We start from the raw sequence: 21,864 nt of genomic DNA, 5'->3' as shown, positions 1-21,864 counted from the left end.
CTTCTCACCTGGCTCACACGAGCACGGGTGTGTCCCACAGCCGCAGGGTCTCGCCGACGCCCTGCTCGATGGCCCGGCGGTACAGCTCGGTGCCCCAGGCCACGTCCTCGACCGGCATGCCGCCGATGGAGAAGAGCACGATCTCGTCGTCCGAGCGCCGGCCCAGCGACGGGTCGTTGACGATGGCGCCCAGGTCGACCAGCTCGGCCGGATCCATCCGCCCCTGCTCAATCAGATCCATGAACCGGCAGCCAATGATGCCGAGATTGTCGTGGTGCGGGGCCGGGATCTCCTCCGCCCAGGCCTCGTACAGGCCCCGGTTGTCGAGCACCTTGCGCACGTCCTGCCGTTCGAGCCCCTCGTCGATGGCGAGGTAGGAGGGCATGCTCAGGAACGCACCCGGTTTGAGCCACTCCCGCCGCAGCGGCGGGAAGGTGTCGGCGCCGACGCCGCCCGTCGTGCAGTAGGAGACGATGTCGGCGCCGGCCACGGCTGACTCGTAGTCGTCGCACACGATCACGTCAGAGATCTGCGGGTGGCGGGTGCGGACGTACTCGACGAACGCGTCCACGCTTCCCCGGCTGCGGCCCTTGACCCGGACCGTGTCGATGCCGGGCCGGGCGGCGATGAACGCCTCTAGTGCGGTTCGCCCCATCACCCCGGGGCCAACGATGGTCACCGTGGTGGCGTCCTCACGAGCGAGGGCGCGGGCGCCGACGCCGCCGACCGCACCGGTTCGGATGGCGCTGATGAGGTTCGCCGACATCACGGCCAGGGGCGCTCCCGACTCGGTGTCGTTGAGCACGAGCAGGTGGATAGAACGGGGCAGGCCGCGACGACGGTTGTCGATGTTGGAGCCGTACCACTTCACCCCGGTCATGTGGAACCGGCCGCCCACATAGGCGGGCATCGCCATGAACCGGCGGTCGTCCCCGCTCAGCGGCATCCCCGGGATGTCGGACGTCTCGGGGAAGGTGAGCATCGCGCCGTGCGAGTTCACATTCGGGCCGGTCATGCGATAGTCGCCGCGGTCGAGCAGCGAGAACATCTCCGTCAGCACGTCCATGCAGTCGGCGATGTCGGTCACGCCGAGATCGACCATGGCCGGCTCGTCGAGGTAGAGCATCTGCAGTCGGGGGCCGGGCGACTGCGGCGCGACGCCGAGAGCGGAGAGCGACAGTCGGGCTGTGGGAGTGGTGTGGGTGATGATGGTCATCGCGGTCCCTTCTCTGTGGTCCTGGTTCTGTGCTGCGATCCGGGCCGTCCTGTCTGGCCGGGCAGCGGCGGATGCGGTCTGGGGTCAGCCGAGCGAGATGTGCTCGTGCGTGTCCGATTCGGCACCGTGGTAGGCGGTGGCCTCGAGCTCGACGGCATAGTCGCCGGCGAGCGGTGTGCAGATGATCGTCATGGCCGGATCAATGCCACGAAAGGCCTCGCCGACGACCGGCATCAGCCGACGAACGTTCGCCCGCTCCGGAATGCGCACGGTGAGGCGGACGACCTCCGCGAGCTCGCTGCCGGCAGCGGCGAGCGCTCGGGAGACGTTCGTCACCGCCTGCCGCATCTGCTGCTCTGGGTCTGTGGAGAGCTCGCCGGTCGTGTGATCACGCCCCGCGGTGTTCGCGAGCAGCAGCCAGGGGCCGACCGTCACGACACGCGAATAGCTGTTGATCTCCTCGAAGTGGTTGTCGGTCTTCAGCCTGCGGATCTCCATGTCGGCTCCTCGTCATCGTGACGTCTCACATCTGGTGGAACGTTTCACCACAACCTACGAAGCCGCCGTTTCGATGATGTTTCACCAGCGGAACGGCTCTGTGACACGCTCGCCGCCACGGCAACCGGCCCCGTGTGTCGACCTGCCGCACGAGCACCGACCTGCCACCCAATGGCTGGTCGGTGTGCCAAGGCCCGCTCGCGGCAGGTCCGTGCACAGGCCCCATCTGCGCACGAGCGCGCATCCCCGCCGCCCACGCCCCGAACACGACGAAGGCCCCCGAGTCCATGCGGACTCGGGGGCCTTCGACAGATTCGGCGACGCCTACTTCTTGGCGACGACCTGCATCGAGATCTCGGCGACGACCTCGGGGTGCAGCTTCAGCTGCGCCCTGTGGTCACCGGTGGTCTTGATCGGGTCGGCGATGACGATGCGCTTGCGATCGACGTTGCCGATGCCTGCGGCCTCGATGGCCTCGGCGATGTCAGCGGCCTTCACCGCGCCGAACAGGCGACCCTCGCGGCCGGCCTTGGCCTCGAGACGCACGCGCACGTTCTCGATGCGCAGCTTGAGATCCCTGGCCTCCTCGATCGTCGCGAGCTCGCGCGCGGCCCGGGCCTGGCGCAGCTGCTCGACCTGGCGGGCGCCGCCGGCCGTCCACGCCACGGCGTAGCCGTGGGGCAGCAGGTAGTTACGGGCGTAGCCGGCCTTGACGTCGACGATGTCACCGGCCGTGCCGAGTCCGTCGACCTCCTGGGTGAGGATGAGTTTCGACATAGTGCTTCAGTTCCCTTCGCTTCTCGCGGCTCAGTGACGGCCCGCGCCGGAGTACGGCAGCAGGGCGAGCTCACGGGCGTTCTTCACCGCGCGCGCGATGAGACGCTGCTCCTGGACGCTCACGCCGGTGATGCGGCGCGAGCGGATCTTGCCCCGCTCCGAGACGAACTTGCGCAGGGTGTTGACGTCCTTGTAGTCGACGACGTCGACGCGGATCACCTTGGAGGGCACAACCTTCTGGTTGAGCTTGGCGTTGCGCGCGGCACGTGCCCGCGCGGCTCCCTTTCCGGCCATGATGGTTCTTCTTTCTGTAGGTCTGTGTATGTCTGGTGGTGACGGATCAGAACGGGGTGTCGTCGAGGTTGACCCCCGGCGTGTTCCAGCCGTCGCCCGCCGCCGGCTCGCCCCAGGCGTCGCCCGAGGATGCAGGCTGCTGCGGAGCGGCGGGCTGGCCGAAGCCGCCCTGCTGGCCGCCGCCCTGCTGGGCGCCGTATCCGCCGGCCTGCTGGCCGCCGAAGCCGCCCCGCTGGCCGTCGCCGCGCGGGACGCGCTCGACCTGTGCCGTCGCATACCGCAGCGACGGGCCGATCTCGTCGATGTCGATCTCGTAGCTGGTGCGGTTGTTGCCCTCGCGATCCTGATATGACCGCTGGCGCAGCCGCCCCTGGGCGATCACGCGCATGCCCTTCGTCATGCTCTTGGCGACGTGCTCGGCGAAGTCACGCCAGACCGAGGCGCGCAGGAAGAGCGCCTCGCCGTCCTTCCATTCCCCGCTGGCGCGGTCGAACGTGCGCGGCGTCGAGGCGATCGTGAAGGACGCCACGGCCGTGCCGCTCTGCGTGTAGCGCAGCTCGGGGTCGGCGGTGAGGTTGCCGACGATGGTGATGACGGTGTCGCCGGCCATGGTCAGCTGGCCTTCCGCGGCTGACGCAGGACGACGTGAGCCTCCTCGGCGCGCAGCACCTTGGTGCGAAGCACGGAGTCGGACAGACGTAGCAGACGGTCGACCTCGTTGATGGTGTCGGGGGTCGAGCTGATGCGGATGAAGGCGTAGACGCCTTCCTTCTGCTTCTTGATCGGGTACGCCAGCTGACGACGGCCCCAGATGTCGACGTTGTCGACGGTGCCGCCCTCCTTGGGGACGACGGCCAGGAACTTCTCGAGGGTCGGGGCGACCTTGCGATCATCGACAGACGGGTCGAGGATCACGGCCAGCTCGTACTGCTTGGTGTTCTGAGACATGAATCACCCACCTCCTTCGGACTCGAACGGCTGCAGAGCTCTTCTGCAGCAGGAGGGTAATCTCAGCCCGGCCCCGCGGCGCAGGTGCGCGCGAGGCACAGACTGGACGATGCTACCAGCTTCCCGCCCCTTGGCGCCAGCCCGGCAGGCACGTGCGGCGCGGGGCCGGCCCGCCCGCTCGGCAGGCCGGCCGCCCGCCCCCGGTGATCCGACTATCCCAGCACCGCCGCGAGCAGCTCGACGCGCTCGTACAGCGTGTGCAGCAGGATGTGCTCGCTCGCCGCGTGCGCGCCGCCGCCGAGCGGCCCGAAGCCGTCAACGGTGGGCACGCCGAGGGAGCCGACGAGGTTCGTGTCTCCCGCACCGGCCGCCGGCCGCCCGGTCACGTGGAGCCCCAGCGGCGCCCCGGCGGCTGCGACGCGTTCCAGCAGCGCCCGGTCGGCCGCGGATGCGAGCCATGCCGGCCGGTGGCTGAGCGTCTCGACCGTCACGACGGCCCCCTCGCGCACCGGGGTGAGCCCGTCGAGCACGGTGAGCACCCGATGCTCCGAGTCGGCGTCGATGAAGCGCAGCCCGAGCTCCGCCTCCGCATGGGCCGCGACGACGTTCGCCCTGGTGCCGCCGGAGATCGTCCCGCTGTTGCACAGCACCTCGACGTCCTCGCTGGCCCGGGCGATGATGCCGCGAATGGCGAGGAGCTGGTCGACGAGCTCGTCGATCGCGCTGACCCCCCGCCCCGGGTCGAGCGCGGCATGCGCGGCGCGGCCGGTGACGTCGATGCGCACGCGCGTGCTGCCCCGTCGGCCGACCTTCAGCGCGCCGTCGGGATGCGGCGACTCGAAGCCGATCGCGCCGTCCACTCCCTCGACCACCTGCCGCAGCAGGTTCTTCGAGGTGGGAGAGCCGACCTCCTCGTCGCAGGTGACGACGATGCGCACCGGCCGGTGCGAACGCCCCTGCAGCAGCTCGATCGCGGCGAGCATGATCACCAGCCCGCTCTTCATGTCGTACACGCCGGGGCCACGCACCGTGTCGCCGACCTCGACCCAGGGCACGTCCCCGTCGAGCGTCCCCCGCGGCCAGACCGTGTCCGAGTGACCGATCAGCAGCAGCGGTGCCTCCTGCGCCCGCGCTCCGGCACCGGCGACCTCCATCACCAGGTGCACGCCCGCCTCGGCTGGAACGCGCTCCACCGTCGCGCCGGCCGTCTCGAACCAGCCGGCGAGCACGTCGGTGATCGCCCGCGAGGCGGTGACGTCCCGCGAAGGCGACTCCATGCCCACCAGGGTTCGCAGCCGTTCAAGGGCCCGCCCACGCGTGGTCTCGTCCATCAGGGTCATCGCTCCGTCTCCTCTGCTCCTCGAGTGGGCAGCATCGCGCCGCTCCTCCGTACCCGCGCTGCATCTTGGGACATGTGGCCTGATCCTACCGCGACGACTGCGAGAGATTTGCTTACGCGACTGAAACATAGGTTACATATAATGCCCACTGTGAACCGATCAGCATCAGCGGCTGGCACACCCCGAGTCACCGCGGAGGCCCCACATCTGTGGAGCGGCACACTCTCCGAGCACAGCGAGTTCCTCGAGGCGAGCGAGCTGTACAACCGCGTGTTCCGATACGGATCCAAAGGGCTCGCCCTCAACAGCAACCTGCTGAGCGCCCTCGTGCACAACGGCGGCTCGGCTGTGGGCGTGCGCGCCCCTGACGGACGCCTCATCGGCTTCGCCTACGGATTCCCCGGCACTGACGGCCAGACCGGCTACCACTACTCCCAGGTAGCGGTCGTCGATCCCGCCTGGCAGGGGCACGGCATCGGCCGGATGCTCAAAGAAGTGCAGCGCCAGGTCGCCCTCGGCTGGGGCGCACACACGATGAGGTGGACGTTCGACCCGATGTTCTCCCGCAACGGCCACTTCAACTTCAACACCCTGCGTGGCGTCGGCGTGCGCTTCTTCGAGGACTACTACGGCCGCGAGCGCACCGACCGCGTGCTCGTCGAGTGGACGCTGGACGACCGCCCCGACCCGCTCGCCAGTCTGCGAGATCTGGCCCCGGCAGCGGACTGGGGGCATGACGACTGGGGGCAGCCCCGGCCGGACGCCGCCGAAGACCGTCTCGTGTGGGTGCCCATCGACGCCGGCGTCGTCGCCGGCGACACGGAGACCGCGGAGATCGACTGGGGACGGGCCGCGCTGCGCTCGACGCTGCGCGACCTGTACGACGATGGACGAGTGATCATCAGCTGCCTGCGACTGACGCACGACACCTCGGTGTACCTCACCGTCCCCGGGGAACTCGCCGAGGCCGGCGACACAGGCGGCACAGAGACGGGACCACATGCCGATCACGACGAGGCCGACGCGACGTCCGCCGCCGAGGCACACACGTCTGCCGGGCAGGCGGGCACAGAGGAGGACGCATGACCGACGACGCCGACGAGATCGCCCAGGAACGGCGCGAGCGGCGCCGCGACCGGGAGCTCGCCTCGCCGCAGCAGCGCTTCGGCGCCCGGCTGCGCGCGAACGCCTCCGCGGAGATGCTGCAGGCCAAGCTCATGGACACCGAGCTGGCGTCGCTGCGGCACACGTTCGAGCACATGCGCACCACGAACGCGCTGCCCGCCGCGTCCGCCGCGCTGCTCGCCGCCCGCCGGCGGTACGTCGCCGGGGCCGGCAAGTCCGGCGCCTACGCCGCGCTGCTGAACGCCGACCTCTCCGCGACGCTGTCGAACGTGTTCCTCGTGGGCGGCCACGGGCTGTCGGAACTGGCGGTGCTCAGCGACGTGCGCGCCAGCGATGTGCTCGTGGTGTTCTCGCTGCGCCGCTACCGCCGCGAGACGGTGCGCTTCGGGCGCCTCTTCCACGAGGCCGGCGGGCGACTCGTCGTCGTGACCGATTCCGCCGGCTCGCCGCTCGCCGGGTTCGCCGACGCACTCGTGCTCGTCGACACCGGGTCGGCGTCGTACGCGGACTCCCCCACCTCGGTCGCCGCGACCTGTCACGTGCTCAGCACGCTCACCGCAGCAAGCGCGAAGGGCGCCCGGCGCCGGCTCGCCCGCCGCGACGAGATCAGCGCCACCCTCGACCTGTACCACCACTACGACCCGGCCGAGGACGGCCCGAAGGAGGAGCGATGAGGATCGCCCGCATCCGGCTGCACGAGGTGCGCGTGCCGCTCGTGCACAGCTTCCAGACGAGCTCGCACCGCAAGTCGAGCCTCGACCACATCCTGGTCGAGATGGTCGACGCCGACGGGGTGACCGGCTGGGGCGAGATCGCCTCACCGGCCGACCCGTACTACTGCTCGGAGACGACCGACACCGCCTGGCTCGTCGCGACCCGCTACCTGGTGCCCCGCGCGCTCGAGGCCGAGTGGGAGCGCCCCGAGGAGCTTGAGACGGCCTGGGCGCGCATCCGCGGTCACGAGTTCGCGAAGGCCGGCTTCGTCGGCGCGGCCTGGGACCTGTGGGCCAGACGAGCGGGGATGCCGCTGGCGCGCGCACTGGGCGGCGAGCGCACGCAGGTGCGCGCCGGCGTCTCACTCGGCATCGAGCCGACGATCGACGCCCTGCTCGCACAGGTCGAGCACCAGCTCGCCGCCGGCTACCACCGTGTGAAGCTGAAGATCGCCCCGGGATGGGATCTCGAGCCGGTGCGCGCGGTGCGCGCGGCCCACCCGGACATCGACCTGCACGTGGATGCGAACGGCGCGTATCCGAGCGATGACGAGACGATCGCGTACCTGGCCCGACTCGACGAGCTGCGGCTGACGATGATCGAGCAGCCCTTCGCCCCCCGCGACCTGACCGGGCACGCCCGGCTGCAACAGCGGATGTCGACGCCGGTGTGCCTCGACGAGTCGGTCGTCACGCTCGACGATCTGCGCACGATGCTCGCCCTCGACGCCGGTCGGGTGCTCAACATCAAGGTCTCGCGGATGGGCGGGCTGACCGTCGCGCGCGCCGCGCACGATCTGGCGACCGCGCACGGCATCCTCGTGTGGTGCGGAGGCATGCACGAGTTCGGGATCGGCCGTGCCACCAACGTGGCCATCTCGTCGCTGCCCGGGTTCTCGCTGCCGTCGGATGTCTCCGGATCGGACAAGTACTACGCCCGCGACGTGATCGTGCCACCGGTGGTCGCCCACGACGGCACGGTCACCGTGCCCTCGACGCCCGGCATCGGCTACGAGGTCGACACCGCCTGGATCGCCGAGAACCGGCTGCGGTTCCTCGACACCGCCGAGGCGGACGTCGCGGGAGCGCCCGCCTGACCAAGCCGGAGCAGGGCCGGCATGCCCGGCTTCTCACGGCATCCCGAGCACGGCATCGGACCCTGCCCCGCACGGGCGCGGCACCGGGACGCCCCGGGCCGATGCCCCTGCAGCCACCCGCACCCGTCACCATCCTGATCGCATCACCCAACACAGCTGAGAGAAAGAAGCACCCATGTCCACCCCGACTCTGTTCTTCGTCGACGATCTCGCCGAGGGCGTGCCAGCCACGCCGACCCGGTTCCACCAGGCGGATCCGGCGGCCGGCCAGATCAACGTCATGGATCTGAGCGTCACCCGCGGCGACGGCATCTTCGAGACCGCCGGCTTCCAGCACGGCCACCCGATGGCACTCGAGGCACATCTGCGGCGATTCGCGAACTCCGCGCGCATCCTGGACCTCCCCGCCCCCCGCCTCGAGGTGTGGCGCGACGCGATCCTCGCCGCGGTCGCCGCGCACGAGCCAGAGCCGATGCTGTCGGCGAAGTTCATCATGACCAGAGGCGTGGAGGGGACCGGCCTGCCGATCGGCTGGGTGTATGTCTTCGGCGGCGACGAGCACGCCGTCGAGCGACGCGACGGCATCGCCGTGGTCACCCTCGACCGCGGGTACCGCCATGACGTCGCGAAGACCTCCCCTTGGCTGCTGCAGGGCGCGAAGACGCTCTCGTACGCGGTGAACAAGTCGGTGCTGCGCGAGGCGGCCCGACGCGGTGCCGACGACGTCATCTTCATCTCCAGCGACGGATTCGTGCTTGAGGGGCCGACCTCGTCGGTGATCGTGCGCCACGGCGACACGTTCGCGACCCCGGCGACCGATCAGGGCATCCTCGCCGGCACCACCCAGGCGAGCGCCTTCGCCTGGCTCGAGCAGCAGGGACACACGACCGAATACCGCGAGGTGCGCCCGGAGGAGCTCGTCGACGCGGACGGCCTGTGGCTGCTCTCCTCAACCCGCTGCGCCGCCCCGGTGCGCGAGCTCGACGGCCGGCAGATGCCGATCGACCGCGAGACCACCGACGCGATGAACGCGGCGCTGCTCACACGAACCGCCTGATCGGCAGCGGGGGCGGGGCTGGCCCGACCTCGGCCGGACTTCCCCAGGCACCCGGCCCGTGCACGAACATGCCACCCACTGGCAGATCCATGCACAATCGGCAGGTCTATGCACACCGACACGGGCCGCGCAGGAGGATGATGGGGGCATGGCAGCACCCGCACCCGTCCTGTTGGTCATCGACGACCCGGTCGAGGCACCCGCCCCTTCGCGCTCATCGCAGGTTCCAAGCCCTCGCGAGCGGTCGGGCCCAGCGGGGAAGCCCGGCGCGTATCCGGCCGCCACGACGTCCGCAGTGCACCCCCCGGGCACCCCGCCGTACCACCGCGCCGATCCCGACGCACCCCTCGTGCCGGCCGACGATCTGGGCCTCACCCGCGGCGATGGCGTGTTCGACACGGCCGCGTTCGTCAACGGGCGTCCGCTCGCGCTCGACGAGCACCTGCAGCGGTTCGCGCACTCTGCCGCGCTGCTCGGCCTGCCCCGCCCGCGCCTCGACGTGTGGCGCGCGGCCGTGCTCGCCGCCGTCGCCGCGCACGTTCCAGCGCCCGTGCTCTCCGCGAAGCTCGTGCTCACCCGCGGCCGCGAGGGGATGCGCCGGCCGATCGGCTGGGTGCGCGTCGCCGCCGCCCGCGATCACGCCGACGAGCACCGCGACGGGATCACGGTGGTCACCCTCGACCGCGGATACCGCCACGATGTCGCGACCACGTCGCCCTGGCTGCTGCAGGGCGCGAAGACGCTCTCGTATGCGATCAACCTCGCCATGCTGCGCGAGGCGCGGCATCGCGGCGCGGACGACGCGATCATGGTCTCCGCCGACGGCTGGGTGCTCGAGGGGCCGACCGCGTCGGTCGTGCTGCGCGAGGGCGACGCGATCGTGACGCCGAGCACCGACGAGGGCATCCTCGCCGGCACCACGCAGCGGCGGGTGTTCGACATCGCCGCCGAGCTGGGCCTCGCCGCGCACTACCGGCGGGTGCGGCCGGACGAGCTGCTCGCCGCCGACGGCGTGTGGCTCGTCTCGTCGTCGCGCGGCGCCGCCCCGGTGCGGGCGGTGGACGGACGGGCGGTCGCCGTCGACCGCCCGCTGACCGACGCGCTCAACGCCCGCCTGCTGCCCGGGGTGTGAGGGCGGGGCGTTCAGCCACGGAGCGCCGGCCTCGTGCACGGGCGGTGGGTCTGCCGCACGGCCGGTCAGCCGGGCGGGGTCGTCAGGCCAGTGCGCCCATCGGATCCCACGCGTCGAGCACGATCGGCTCGGCCGTCGCGGCCCGCTGCAGCTCGGCGGGCAGACGATCCTTCCGCACCACCACCTCGAAGACGTACTCGTCGAACCACGAGTCGTCCATCGTGCAGAAGCCGTTGTCGAACTTCTCGGTGCCCCAGCTGTTCTCGACGCGCCAGCGCCGGGGCACGCCGTCGGCGAGATCCACGCCGGTGAGCAGCATCGCGTGCGTCATCCGTGACTCGCCAGTGCGCACGCGCTCCTCCTTCGTCATCCCCAGGTCGACGCCGTACACGCCGGCATGATCGAAGATGTCGGCGGCCCACACGCCGTCCTCGCGGTCGAACTGCGGGACGACGTCGCAGCCGAACCACACCGGCTCGCCCTCGACGATCGTCTCGGCGGCGATCCGCTTGATCGTCGCGATGTCCGCGTTCAGGTACCGCACCGGCTCGGCGCCGACCACGTTGCCGAGGTGGGCGACGGTCATGGTGGCGCCCTTCGGATGCTCCGGGCGCGGGTCGTCCACCAAGCAGATGTAGTCGCGCAGGTCGATGTCGGTGTACTCGTCGAGGAACTCCTGCGGGGTGAACGTGCCGGCGCGGTGGAACTCGCGGTCGTCGTCGTTCCACTGCCACTCGAACGACGTCGGCGGCACGCCCAGGTGGATCGTGAGGATCGCATGGGTCTCGGCCAGCAGCTCCTGCTTGAGCGCACGGGCCGCGGCGAGGCTCGCTCCCCCGCGTACCACGGCGCGCAGGCGCAACGCCGCACGCCGCAGCTGCGAGCGCAGGGACGCGTCCATGCGCTGCGTGCTGCTCGACGACTCCGTCTCGGGCATGAGCTCCTTCGGCACCACGCCGTGCTTCAGGAAGACGCCGACCTCCATGTCCCACTGGCCGCCATCGCTCAGCAGCGTCTCGCTGGAGAGCAGGAACGACACGAGCCGGTCGTCGAGATCGCGGTCGGCGAGGGCGATCATGTCCTCGAGGAAGTAGTTGGCCCGCTCGATCTTGTCCCAGTACATCGCGTGGTTCTGGCTGAACTCGAAGTTCTTGACGTTGAGCTTGCGGCGGGCGTCGCCGCGCAGCAGGTTGAGGGCGGCGAACAGCCAGCAGCGGCCGCTGCGCTTCTGATCGGTGGCGTCCCAGTGATCCAGCCGGTTCGACATGCTGCGCGGGGTGGCGAGCAGGCGGGCGCGGTTGAGCGCGACCCGGTCGATCGAGGTCGTCGCCACCGCGTCGAGCGCGCGGATTCGGCTCGGGTCGGCGAGGAACCCCTCGCGCAGCTCGCCCAGCCGCGCCTCGGTGAGCTCGCCCGTGGTGGCCGTCTCTGGAGTCGCCGCCCCGATCCGGTCAGCGGCCTCCGTGGCCTCGCCCGCGGCTGGTGTCCCCTCGCTCTGCTGCCTGTCCGTCATGGTCGCTCCTCACGTATCGCCGGTTCAGGGCCAGCGTAGTCATCGGTCGCCGTGCGCGATTGCACGCCGAGTCCTCGCGCTCGCCTCCCGAGCACCGCGACATCCCTTGAGATCACAGGGGCGACGCCGGGGGCGCCATCGAGATCGGGTGCTGGCCGACGAACGCTGTGTGCAGTCGCGTACAGCGGCGGGGCAGCGATCCGCCGCACCGCGCAGAGGCCGATGCGCTCCTACAGGCCGAAGCGCCCCAGCGCGAACCGCGGCAGGGCACGGGCGTCGGGATCCGTCGCCAGCTCGGCCAGCATCCGCCCGATCGCCGGGGTGAACTTGAACCCGTGCCCGCTGAACCCGGCGCCGACCACGATCGGGCCGCGCCGGTCGACGACGAAGTCCTCGTCCGGCGTCGTGGTGTACAGGCAGCTGATCGGCTCGAACCGGTCGGGGTCGACGCCGGGCAGCCACTCGCGCACGTAGCGCCGCAGGTCGTCCATCTGCGCGGGCTCGGGCGCGAAGTCCCGATGATCGGGATCGACGACAGGCCCCGCGCCGTGCCAGCCGACCTTCACGCCCTCGCCCGGGGTGAGCATCCCGTACACCTCGCCGCGCCACCAGGCAGTGCGCGCGTCACCCGGCGCGGGGATGTGATTGAAGCCGGGCCAGCGCTCCTGTGTCGCCGGGTCGAGGCCGTCGCCGCCGTCCGCGAGCGCGAAGTGCGCCGGCTGTTCCTGGGTGACGCGCAGGGGCGGCAGGTCGACGAGTCCGTCGAGCAGGACGCGCGCCCAGGCCCCGGCGGTCACGATCACGGTGTGTGCGGTGGCGGATCCCGCGTCGGTGACGACGCGCACGCCGGAGCCGTCGTCGAACGGCTCGATCGCGCGCGCCGGGGTCTCGTGGCGGAGCACCGCGTCGTGTCGGGCCGCGGCGGCCTGCATCGCGGGGATCGCGCGGTCGGGGTTCAGGCGCCCGCCCTCGGGGGCGTGGAGCACGCGGGTGTCGAAGCGGATGCCGGGCCAGCGCTCGTGGGCCTCCTCGGGACGCAGCGTCTCGGCCTGGAAGCCGTGGGCGCGCAGCAGCTCGTCGTGCCCGTCGAACTCGCCGGCGCCGTGGTCGACGAGCCCGACGACGTCGAGGAGGCGCTCGCCGGTCTCGTCCTCGAGCTCGTGCCAGATACGGCCGGCCTCGGCGACCAGGTCGAGGTAGTCGCCCTCGGTGTACGAGGCCATGTTGAAGTTGCGGCTGGGGCCATGCGACGAGCCGTTCAGATGCACCTGCGTGAAGCGCTCGAGCAGCAGCACGGAGCGACCGGCCCGCGCGAGGCGCCAGGCTGCGGCGGAGCCCATCGCTCCTCCGCCAATGACGATGTGGTCGAAGTCGAGGGCGGGCTGCAGGGTGGGCTGCGGGGCAGCAGGGGCAGCAGCGGGGGCGGCAGGGGCAGCAGGGGTGGCAGGCGACTCGGCGGGCTCGGGACGAGAGGCGGGAGATGCGGTCATGCGCACAGTGTAGGCGGCCGAGGTGGTGGGCCAGCGGCGGGTCTCACGGGTGCTCGCCTCGCCGCTCCGCCGACGGCGTACGCGGTTACACGCCGAGTTCGCCCCGACCCGCCGGCGAGGCACAGCCCTCGCTCGATCTGCCCAGGCAACCCTGCCCCACCGGCACGTATCGTGGAGACGTGCCCGAGAACCCCGCATCGACTTCAGCCCCCGCACCCCTCGACCCCTCGGCACCCACGACCGCCCCAGCCGTTGCAAGCGCCCCGGCGACCGCCTCACCCCGCGCCATCCGCCTGCCCGGTCTCGTGAACCTGCGCGACGTGGGTGGCCTGCCCGCGGCCGGCAGACGCATCCGCCGCGGCCGCCTCTACCGCGGCGGCGCCCCGCGCGCCCTCTCCCCCGAGGCCGCCGCGTGGATCGCCAGTAGCCCGATCGACACCGTGTTCGACCTGCGCACCGGCCAGGAGCGCGACCGCCTGCCCAGCGCGTTCGCCCGCCCCGGCGTGCACGAGGTGAGCGTGCCTCTGCTGGAAGGGTCGCTGCAGGCGAACCTCGCCGGCCTCCCCCGGCTGCCCGACCTCTACCGCACCATGCTCGACCACGACCACGCCGCGTTCGCCCGCGTGGCCCGGGGCGTGGCGCGCGCGGCCGGCAAGGCGATCACCACACATGCGGATGCGGCCGCCCGAGAGCCCGCCGCGAGCGACACGCTCGACCGCGCCGGGCACCCGACCGACGCACGCGAGAGCCCCGGCGCCGTGCTCGTCCACTGCACCGCGGGCAAGGATCGCACCGGCGTCACGATCGCCCTGCTGCTGCTCGCGGTGGGCGTGCCGGCGGATGCGGTGGTCGCCGACTACGCCCTCACCACCCGCGAGCTGGCCGGCCCGTGGCTCGACGAGACGCTGCAGAGGGTGCGCTCGGCCGGCGGCACGATCACCGACGAGCTGCTCGTGCTGATCGCGGAGGCCCCACCCGAGGCGCTCGAGGCCGCGCTCGATCATCTGGACACCCGCTTCGGCGGCGCCGCGGACTACCTCGCCCGGGCAGGGCTGACCGACGCCGAGCTCGAGCTCCTGCACGACCGGCTCGTGGACGGCTGAGGCTCCCCAGCATCCCTTGACCGCCGCCCTGGACTCCTACCACGCCCGCCGGCACGGGCCCGGCGCCGGCACCGGGTGCCGCAGCTCACGCGAGGCTCGCAGGGGCAGGTTCGGGTCGCGCAGCAGGGCGCGTCCCATCGTGACCACGTCGGCCTGCCCGCTGACCAGGACCTGCTCGGCCTGTGCGGCGTTGAGGATCATCCCGACCGTCGAGACCGGCATTCCCGTCTCGCGCCGCACCTGCGCGGCGAACCGCACCTGGTAGCCGGGGCCGGCCGGGATCGGCGCCGAGGGGGTGTTCCCTCCGGTCGACACGTCGACGAGGTCCACCCCGTGCTCGCTGAGCCACCGCGCCACCTGGATGGTCTCGGCGGCGGTGAGGCCGCCGTCCACCCAGTCGGTGGCCGAGAGGCGGGCGATCACGGGCACGTCCGGCCCCACCGCCTCGCGCACTGCGTCGGCGATGCGCAGCAGCAGGCGGGCGCGGCCGGCGAGGCTGCCGCCGTAGGCGTCGTCGCGCCGGTTGCTCAGCGGCGAGAGGAACTGGTGCACGAGGTACCCGTGCGCGCCGTGCAGCTCGACCAGGTCGAATCCGGCGGCGACGGCACGCCGCGCGGCCTGGGCGAACGCGTCGACGACCGCGTCGATGCCCGCCTCGTCGAGTGCCCGCGGCGTTGCGCAGTCGCCGAAGGGGATGGCCGAGGGTGCGACCGTCGGCCAGCCGCCCTCCGCCTCGGGCACGGTTCCCTCGAGCGGATGCCCGTCGCGATCGAACCCCCACTCCGGCCAGGTGCTCGCCTTGCGGCCGGCGTGGATGAGCTGCACGCCGACCGCCGCGCCCTGCGCGTGGGCGAACGCGGTGATCCGCTCGAACGCGTGCTGCTGGGCGTCGTTCCACAGGCCGAGGCAGCGTGGGGTGATGCGCCCCTCGGGGCTCACGCCGGTCGCCTCGAGCACGACTGCACCAGCGCCTCCGGCGGCGAGCCCGCCGTAGTGCACCAGGTGCCAGTCGGTGGGCATGCCGTCGCCGCCGACCGCGGCGTACTGGCACATGGGCGACACCCACAGTCGGTTGCGCACGGTCAGTGACCGCAGGGTGATCGGTTCGAACAGGGCGTGTGACATGCTGCCTCCTCAGATGCTCGGGTGCGACCGGCGGGCACGGCACTCATGCGGGTGCGGCCGGGCCGCTCGGGCCGGCGGGCCGGCCCCACCTCGGCTGCTCGGCGCCGACGGACGCCCGAGCGGACTCGCGTGCGGTGGCCCGTACACGTCAGAGGATGGCACACTCCCGTGCCCGGCGACAGGACCGGCAGCGGGTCTCGGCAAGACAGGCCGGACTCCCCCGCCGTGCACCAACCTGCCGCAGGCACTCGCTCAGGCACCGGCCTGCCACCCTCTGGCAGGTCCACACGCATCCGGCAGGTTCTCTCGTACCCGGGGAGATCGGGCCCGGGCACGCCGGCCGCTGACGCCGCGCCCCGGATCACTCCCCGTGATGGACGCTGTGGCCGGCGACGAACGTCTCGGCCACGCCGACCCGGGCCAGGTCGGGCGCGGTGCGCAGGTTCGCGTCGAGCACCACGAGGTCGCCCTGCAACCCGGGAGCGAGGCGTCCGGCGACGTCGTCGAGCCGGTTCACCCAGGCGGCGCCGGTCAGGAAGGCATCGAGGGCGGTCGTGAAGTCGAGGCCCTCCTGTCGCTCGAGCGGATGGGTGCGCGCCTCGTCGCCGATCGCGTGCACGTCCGTGCTGGGGGCCGTCCGCCGCATCCCCGTGTGGATGGCCCACAGCGGGTTCGGATCCGACACCGGCCAGTCGCTGCCGGCGGCAAGCCGCGCCCCGGCACGGGCGAGCGACCCGAACGGGAACTGCCAGGGTTCACGGTCGGCGCCGAGCTGGGGGAGCTTGCGCTCGAGCATCTCCTTGTCCCGGCGGGCCCAGAGCATCTCGATGTTCGCGGTGACGTCGAGTTTCGCGAACCGGGGCAGGTCGTCAGGGTGCACCACGTCGACGTGCGCGATCTGGTGGCGCCGGCCGGCCCCGCCGCCGCGGGCGCGCAGTGCCTCGACCGCATCCAGACACTCGCGGACGGCGCGGTCGCCGCAGGCGTGGAAGTGCAGGTCGAAGCCGCGCGCGTCGAGCTCCGCAGCGATCCGCACGAGCTGCTGTGGATCGATGAAGGACGCGCCTGTGTCGTCGATGTCGGCGTAGGGGTCGATCATCGCCGCGGTGTGGTTCTCGACCATGCCGTCCTGCATGATCTTCACCATGCCGGCGCTCAGATGCGGCAGGTCTCGCACCGCCTCGCGACGCTGCTCGAAGCGCTCGATCTGCTCGAGGCCCGCTCGGCGTTCCCACCACTGCCCGAGCACGACGCGACCGGTGAGCAGCCCCGCGCGCTCGAGCTCGAGGTAGGCCTCGAACGGGTCTGCGGAGAGCTCGGAGTCGCCCACCATCGCGTCCGCCCAGGCGGTGACGCCGAGCGAGTGCAGGAACGCCTGCGCGGCGAGCAGGCCGTCTGTGAGGGTGCGCCGGGTCTTCTCGGGGCGCAGGCCCGCCACCAGCTGCATGGCCCCGTCGAGCAGCACCCCGGTCGGGATCCCGTCGGCGTCGCGCAGCACCCTCCCGTCAGCCGGGTCGGGTGTGTCGGCCGTGATGCTCGCGGCGGCCAGCGCCGCCGAGTTCGCCCACAGACTGTGTCCGTCGTGGCCGTTGAGCAGCACGGGGCGCTCCGCCTCCGCGCGGTCCAGGAACGCCGCGGTGGGCATGCCACCCGGGAAGAGGTCTCCGTACCAGCCGTTGCCGATCAAGACGGCTTCGGCGGGGTGGCTGCGTGCATACGCCCGCACGAGGTCGAGGTAGCGGTCGGCGTCGTGCACCGCGGTCAGGTCGATGCCGAGCAGGCCGGAGCCGCCGTGCTCCGGATGCACGTGGGCGTCCTGGAAGCCCGGCAGCACGCTCGCCCCTCGGGCGTCGACGTGTCGCCCGCCGCCGCGGGGGAACCGCTCCGGGCTGACCTCGACGATCACCCCGTCGACGCAGCGAAGGCTTCCCCGCCGCCACACCCCATGCCCAAGGTACAGATCGGCGTTCCCGATCGTCAGCTCTCGCGTATCCGTCATCCCGTCGTCTCCTTCCCCGGGCCCCGTTCTGAGGCGCTGGGCTCCCGGTCTGAGGCCCATGAACGGCTGGAAGCGCCATCCGGCCGGTCTCTTCAGTCACCCGGGCCGAGGCGGGCGACGCTCGCATCCGGCCGGCCATGGCCGCGCACCTGCCGGCCCGCCCGGTCTGCTGTCTCGAAGACTATGCGGCACACGGTGCGCGAAGTGGATCGAAATCGCAGATGCACCGCATCGCGAAGCCCTCTGTGTATCGATCATGTGAACGGATCCCGCTCCCGAGGAGGTCGGGGAGGACCTCGCGTTGCGCGCCTGTTACAGATTCATTTCTTCTGCATGAAATCCGCCCTGACATCTGAATTCCAGATGATGGGGGCGCAGACTTCCTATTTGCACGCCCCCGCCGACGGCTGAATTCTGAGAGGCATCCGCTGGCGCCGACAGAACCGGCCGCCCCACCCCGCAGAGAGGGAGAATCGCATGCTCACCCGAGTTCGTTCACCGCACCGCACCTGGACCCGCCTCGCCGCGGGCGCCATCGGCATCGCCACAGCCGCGGCCGCTCTCGCCGGCTGCTCCACCTCCGGCGATGACGCCCAGACCTCCGCGACCGACACGATCAACATGTCCACCGAGCCCTGGCTCGGCTACGGACCCTGGTACATCGCCCAGGAGAAGGGCTACTTCGCCGACCAGGGCGTCACCGTCAACATGACGAGCTTCGACGACGCGACCGACACCACCGCGGGGCTCGGCTCCGGCGACATCGACGTGGCCAACGCCGCGTCGCACACCGTGCTCCAGTGGCTGCAGCAGGGGCAGGAGGGCTACATCGTCACACTGCTCGACACCTCCATGACCGCCGACGCGGTGCTCGCCGGCCCGGGCATCGACTCGATCGCCGATCTGAAGGGCAAACAGGTCGCGTTCGAGGAGGGATCGGTCAGCAACCTGCTCCTCGACCACGCCCTCACCGAGGCGGGCATGTCCATGAGCGACGTCACCCCGGTGCCGATGTCCCCCTCCGACGCCGCCGTCGCGCTGTCGGCCGGCCGGGTAGACGCCGCGGTCACCTACGAGCCGTACATCTCCGACTCCATCAGCCAGAACAGCGACATCAAGAAGCTGTACACGGCCGACCACGAGCCCGGCCTGATCTCCGACGTGCTGTTCGTGACGAAGAAGGCCATGGAGGAGAAGCCCGACGCAGTGCAGAAGGTCGTCAACGCCTGGGGCCCCGCTGTGGACTTCTACGAGTCCGACACCGAGGAGGCCCAGCAGATCATCGCCGAGAACATCGGCTCCGACCCCTCGAGCCTGACCTCGGCGTTCGACGGTGTGAAGTACTTCACCGCAGAGGACAACAAGACGCAGCTCGGCGGCGACTACCTGGAGAACGTGCTGCCGAACGTGCAGAAGGGCGCGCTCGACGCCGGCATCATCGACAAGGAACAGGATCTCACCTCCCTGGTCGACACCCGCTTCGTGAAGTGAACCGACCGGCATGACCAGCCCCGCCGTGCGCACGCCCGCATCGGACCGAGCCCAACACGAACGACATGACCACGATGGCACAGAAAGGACCGGACGCATGACCGGAACAGTGACGACCAGAGGAGGACGGCGCTGGCGCTCCGTCTTCCCGAGACCGCTGAGCCGGCGGGGATACATCGAGATCGCGGTGCTCTCGTTCATCGTGGTGCTGCTGCTGTGGGCGGGCATCACGGCGACGGGGCTGGTCAAACCGATGTTCCTGCCGTCACCCACCAAGGTGCTCGGCGCCCTCGTCGAGAGCGCGGCTGACGGTCAGCTGTGGTCGGATGTCGCGGTGAGCGCGTACCGGGTGATGGTCGGCTACATCGTCGCGACGGTCATGGCCATCCCACTGGGCATCCTCACCGCCTCCGACCCCCGCATCGAGGCGTTCATCGAGCCGTTCCTCGACTTCGTGCGCTACATGCCGGTCGTGGCGTTCGTGCCTCTGACGATCCTCTGGGTCGGCACGAACGACCTGCAGAAGTTCCTCATCATCTGGCTCGGCACCTTCTTCCAGGAGGTGCTCATGATCTCCGACGCGGTACGTCAGGTGCCCAAGAGCTACCAGAACCTCGGGGCCACCCTGGGCATGAGCCGGGGGCAGATCCTGCTGCGGATCGTCCTCCCGGCGGCGATGCCCCGGGTGTGGGACGCCCTGCGCGTCTGCCTCGGCTGGGCCTGGACCTGGCTCGTCGTCGCGGAGCTCGTGGCGGCCACCAGCGGCATGGGTTACCGCATCACTCAGGCGCAGCGCTTCCTCGCCACGGACGTGATCATCGGCTACGTGATCGTTCTGGGCGTCATCGGCCTCGTCTTCGACCAGATCATGCGCGCGATCGGCCGGCGCATGTTCCGCTACCTGAAAGGACGCTCATGAACTCCGCCGCCGCCGCCTCGCCGCGCACCGGGACCACCCCGTCCGTGGTGCACGTGGAGAACGTCACCAAACACTTCGGCGAGGTCACCGCCGTGCACGATGTCACGATCGATCTGCACCGTGAGGAGTTCGTCTCGGTCGTCGGCCGGTCGGGCTGTGGCAAGTCCACGCTGCTGTCGATGATCGCCGGGCTGGAGGAGGCCTCGGACGGCGTCATCGAGATCAACGGATCACCCATCACCGGGCCAGGCCGCGACCGAGGGGTCGTCTTCCAGTCGGCCACGCTGCTGCCCTGGCTGACCGTGCGCGACAACGTCCTGTTCGCGCTGCGCGGCGAGCCCGGGCTCGACCGCGGTCGGGCCCGCGAGATCGCCGACGAGCACCTCCACCTGGTGGGTCTCGAGGGCTTCGAGGACAAGTTCCCCAGCCAGCTCTCCGGCGGGATGCAGCAGCGTGTCGCCCTCGCCCGCTCCCTGTCGTACCGCCCGAAGGTGCTGCTGATGGACGAGCCGTTCGGCGCGCTTGACGCGCTGACCCGGCGCAGCATGCAGGAGCTGCTGACCCGTATCTGGGAGCAGCACAAGCTCACGGTCATGCTCATCACCCACGACATCGAGGAGGCCGTGTTCACCTCGGACCGGGTCGTGATCATGTCGTCGCATCCGGGCACCGTCAAGCGCGAGGTGCGCATCGACCTGCCGCGGCCGCGCGGCAAGGAGATCATCATGAGCGATCACTTCCGCGAGCTGTACGCCGACATCCTGAGCGAGTTCCAGTGACCGGCGGGGAGGAACCCACGACGGGCCGCGCGACCGGCACGGCCGAGGGCACCGGCGCGGGGGACGGCGCCGCGATGGCCTTCCGCTATCTCGACGAGCCGTCGCTCGTCGCCGCCGGCGCGCTGGACATGGCCGCCTGCATGGATGTGCTCGAGGAGACGTTCCGGCTGCTCGCCGCAGGCGACTGCGTGATGGCCGGGGAACTGGGCTCCTCGCACGGGCTGGAGATGGGATTCCCCGCCTCCAGCCCATTCCCTGGCATGCCTCTCGACGGCCCGGACCGACGGTTCGCGGCGATGCCCGCGTACGTGGGCGGCCGCTTCGACATGCTCGGGCTGAAGTGGTACGCCTCGAACGTGGCCAACCGGGCGAAGGGGCTGCCCCGCTCGATCCACATGATCGCACTGCACGACAAAGACACGGGCGTGCCCCGCTGCATCATGTCCGGCAACCTGGTGAGCGCCTTCCGCACCGCCGGGGTACTGGGCGTCGCTGCACGAGTGCTCGCCCCCGAGGAGGCCCGGGTGCTCGCGATCATCGGCCCCGGCGCCATCAACATCGCGGCGGCGGAGGCCTACCTCGTCGCCCGGCCCGGCATCGAGCGGATCATGGTGCGCGGCCGCTCGCAGGCGGGCGTCGAGCGTTTCTCCCGCGCCGTCGCCGAGCGACTGGGTGCGTCGCGGACGCCCCGGATCGTCCCCGTCGACTCGATCGAGGAGGCCGTGACCGACGCCGACATCGTCAGCGTGGCCATCTCCGGCGACGAGCCGCCCCTGCTGCCCACCCGGGCGCTGCGTCCCGGCGCGCTGGTGTGCCTGCCCGCCGACATCGCGCTTGACGAGGAGGCCTGGGGGCAGGTGACGATCGTCGACAGTGTGCGCCTGTACGAGCAGTGGATGCTCGAGATCCCCGCGCCGCGCGAGTCCATCCGCGATCTCTTCGGCGTGCAGCTCGTCGAGCGACGCGACCGCGGGGAGGCGGTGCATCCGGTCTCCTTGGGCGACGTGCTCACCGGCGGGGTGCGCCGAGCGGACGACGCGGTGGTGTTCTTCGGCACCGGCGGCCTGCCCGTCGAGGACGTGGCCTGGGCGACGGAGCTCTACCGTCGGGCCTGCGAGCTCGGGCTCGGGGTCACTCTTCCGGTCTGGGAGCACGCGGCCCTGCGCTGACCGCACCGGTTTCACGGATGGCCTGTGGAAGGCTGCGGACGGCCGTCCGGCGGGCTCGGTCTCCTCCGGTTGAGTGCGA

General features: G+C 71.1%; 21 protein-coding genes. 10 read left to right on the top strand and 11 right to left on the bottom strand.

Going from position 1 to position 21,864, the window contains the following annotated elements; all coding sequences use genetic code 11:
* Positions 1 to 13: 13 nt before the first annotated feature.
* From F8O02_RS01720 to F8O02_RS01690, 7 genes are all read right to left on the bottom strand, one after another.
* The gene (locus F8O02_RS01720; RefSeq protein WP_218859513.1) at positions 14 to 1,216 is read right to left on the bottom strand and encodes a tyramine oxidase subunit B; all 1,203 of its coding nucleotides are present in this window, start codon (positions 1,214 to 1,216) and stop codon (positions 14 to 16) included.
* Between the two features lie 84 nt (positions 1,217 to 1,300).
* On the bottom strand, positions 1,301 to 1,714 hold the full coding sequence (locus F8O02_RS01715; RefSeq protein ID WP_158035488.1) for a Rid family hydrolase: 414 nt from the start codon (positions 1,712 to 1,714) through the stop codon (positions 1,301 to 1,303).
* Positions 1,715 to 2,038: 324 nt separating this feature from the next.
* Entirely contained in the window at positions 2,039 to 2,491 is a 453-nt protein-coding gene (gene rplI, locus F8O02_RS01710) for a 50S ribosomal protein L9 (RefSeq protein ID WP_158035486.1), read from the bottom strand.
* A gap of 30 nt (positions 2,492 to 2,521) precedes the next feature.
* Complete coding sequence (rpsR, locus tag F8O02_RS01705) at positions 2,522 to 2,785, bottom strand: 30S ribosomal protein S18 (RefSeq protein WP_158035485.1); 264 nt, start codon at positions 2,783 to 2,785, stop codon at positions 2,522 to 2,524.
* A 46-nt stretch (positions 2,786 to 2,831) separates the two neighbouring features.
* Positions 2,832 to 3,395 carry a single-stranded DNA-binding protein gene (locus tag F8O02_RS01700; protein ID WP_158035483.1) on the bottom strand — a complete coding sequence of 188 codons (564 nt, stop codon included), beginning with the start codon at positions 3,393 to 3,395 and terminating at the stop codon, positions 2,832 to 2,834.
* 2 nt (positions 3,396 to 3,397) lie between these two features.
* Positions 3,398 to 3,733, bottom strand: a complete 336-nt coding sequence (gene rpsF, locus F8O02_RS01695; protein ID WP_158035482.1) for a 30S ribosomal protein S6 — start codon at positions 3,731 to 3,733, stop codon at positions 3,398 to 3,400.
* Between the two features lie 212 nt (positions 3,734 to 3,945).
* The gene (locus tag F8O02_RS01690) at positions 3,946 to 5,073 is read right to left on the bottom strand and encodes a M20/M25/M40 family metallo-hydrolase (protein ID WP_158035480.1); all 1,128 of its coding nucleotides are present in this window, start codon (positions 5,071 to 5,073) and stop codon (positions 3,946 to 3,948) included.
* A gap of 150 nt (positions 5,074 to 5,223) precedes the next feature.
* On the opposite strand from F8O02_RS01690, the gene F8O02_RS01685 reads away from it, so the two are divergent.
* The 5 genes from F8O02_RS01685 to F8O02_RS01665 all read left to right on the top strand — a co-directional run bounded on the left by F8O02_RS01685 (position 5,224) and on the right by F8O02_RS01665 (position 10,197).
* Positions 5,224 to 6,159, top strand: a complete 936-nt coding sequence (locus tag F8O02_RS01685; protein ID WP_179416229.1) for a GNAT family N-acetyltransferase — start codon at positions 5,224 to 5,226, stop codon at positions 6,157 to 6,159.
* Positions 6,156 to 6,872, top strand: coding sequence for a MurR/RpiR family transcriptional regulator (locus F8O02_RS01680; protein ID WP_158035476.1), 717 nt, complete (start codon positions 6,156 to 6,158; stop codon positions 6,870 to 6,872). The genes F8O02_RS01685 and F8O02_RS01680 overlap by 4 nt, the downstream gene beginning before the upstream one ends.
* Positions 6,869 to 8,008 carry an o-succinylbenzoate synthase gene (gene menC / locus F8O02_RS01675; protein WP_158035474.1) on the top strand — a complete coding sequence of 380 codons (1,140 nt, stop codon included), beginning with the start codon at positions 6,869 to 6,871 and terminating at the stop codon, positions 8,006 to 8,008. The genes F8O02_RS01680 and menC overlap by 4 nt, the downstream gene beginning before the upstream one ends.
* A gap of 175 nt (positions 8,009 to 8,183) precedes the next feature.
* On the top strand, positions 8,184 to 9,065 hold the full coding sequence (locus tag F8O02_RS01670) for an aminodeoxychorismate lyase (protein WP_158035472.1): 882 nt from the start codon (positions 8,184 to 8,186) through the stop codon (positions 9,063 to 9,065).
* Between the two features lie 148 nt (positions 9,066 to 9,213).
* On the top strand, positions 9,214 to 10,197 hold the full coding sequence (locus F8O02_RS01665; protein ID WP_158035470.1) for an aminodeoxychorismate lyase: 984 nt from the start codon (positions 9,214 to 9,216) through the stop codon (positions 10,195 to 10,197).
* Positions 10,198 to 10,279: 82 nt separating this feature from the next.
* Here F8O02_RS01665 and F8O02_RS01660 read toward each other — a convergent pair whose 3' ends face one another.
* Positions 10,280 to 11,710, bottom strand: coding sequence for a C1 family peptidase (locus F8O02_RS01660; RefSeq protein ID WP_158035468.1), 1,431 nt, complete (start codon positions 11,708 to 11,710; stop codon positions 10,280 to 10,282).
* Between the two features lie 230 nt (positions 11,711 to 11,940).
* Positions 11,941 to 13,200, bottom strand: coding sequence for an FAD-dependent oxidoreductase (locus F8O02_RS01655; protein ID WP_158035466.1), 1,260 nt, complete (start codon positions 13,198 to 13,200; stop codon positions 11,941 to 11,943).
* Between the two features lie 179 nt (positions 13,201 to 13,379).
* On the opposite strand from F8O02_RS01655, the gene F8O02_RS01650 reads away from it, so the two are divergent.
* Positions 13,380 to 14,303, top strand: coding sequence for a tyrosine-protein phosphatase (locus tag F8O02_RS01650; RefSeq protein ID WP_179416230.1), 924 nt, complete (start codon positions 13,380 to 13,382; stop codon positions 14,301 to 14,303).
* A gap of 36 nt (positions 14,304 to 14,339) precedes the next feature.
* On the opposite strand, the gene F8O02_RS01645 is transcribed toward F8O02_RS01650, so the two are convergent.
* Together F8O02_RS01645 and F8O02_RS01640 are read right to left on the bottom strand one after the other, a co-directional pair.
* Positions 14,340 to 15,428 carry an NADH:flavin oxidoreductase/NADH oxidase gene (locus F8O02_RS01645; protein WP_158035463.1) on the bottom strand — a complete coding sequence of 363 codons (1,089 nt, stop codon included), beginning with the start codon at positions 15,426 to 15,428 and terminating at the stop codon, positions 14,340 to 14,342.
* A gap of 361 nt (positions 15,429 to 15,789) precedes the next feature.
* The gene (locus F8O02_RS01640; RefSeq protein ID WP_158035461.1) at positions 15,790 to 17,427 is read right to left on the bottom strand and encodes an amidohydrolase; all 1,638 of its coding nucleotides are present in this window, start codon (positions 17,425 to 17,427) and stop codon (positions 15,790 to 15,792) included.
* A gap of 477 nt (positions 17,428 to 17,904) precedes the next feature.
* On the opposite strand from F8O02_RS01640, the gene F8O02_RS01635 reads away from it, so the two are divergent.
* The 4 genes from F8O02_RS01635 to F8O02_RS01620 all read left to right on the top strand — a co-directional run bounded on the left by F8O02_RS01635 (position 17,905) and on the right by F8O02_RS01620 (position 21,785).
* The gene (locus tag F8O02_RS01635; protein ID WP_158035459.1) at positions 17,905 to 18,918 is read left to right on the top strand and encodes an ABC transporter substrate-binding protein; all 1,014 of its coding nucleotides are present in this window, start codon (positions 17,905 to 17,907) and stop codon (positions 18,916 to 18,918) included.
* Positions 18,919 to 19,015: 97 nt separating this feature from the next.
* Positions 19,016 to 19,837: an ABC transporter permease gene (locus tag F8O02_RS01630; protein ID WP_158035457.1), complete on the top strand. Its 822-nt coding sequence runs from the start codon at positions 19,016 to 19,018 to the stop codon at positions 19,835 to 19,837.
* Positions 19,834 to 20,616 (top strand): ABC transporter ATP-binding protein, encoded by a 783-nt coding sequence (locus F8O02_RS01625; RefSeq protein WP_158035456.1) that lies wholly within the window; start codon positions 19,834 to 19,836, stop codon positions 20,614 to 20,616. The genes F8O02_RS01630 and F8O02_RS01625 overlap by 4 nt, the downstream gene beginning before the upstream one ends.
* Positions 20,613 to 21,785 carry a Rossmann-fold NAD(P)-binding domain-containing protein gene (locus tag F8O02_RS01620; protein WP_158035454.1) on the top strand — a complete coding sequence of 391 codons (1,173 nt, stop codon included), beginning with the start codon at positions 20,613 to 20,615 and terminating at the stop codon, positions 21,783 to 21,785. Before F8O02_RS01625 ends, F8O02_RS01620 begins: the two co-directional genes overlap by 4 nt.
* Positions 21,786 to 21,864: the final 79 nt, after the last annotated feature.

The sequence above is a fragment of the Pseudoclavibacter caeni genome, assembly GCF_008831125.1.
GTDB lineage: Bacteria > Actinomycetota > Actinomycetes > Actinomycetales > Microbacteriaceae > Pseudoclavibacter_A > Pseudoclavibacter_A caeni.
Note: the sequence above shows the minus strand (reverse complement) of the source record. Positions and strands in the feature narration are given on the sequence as shown.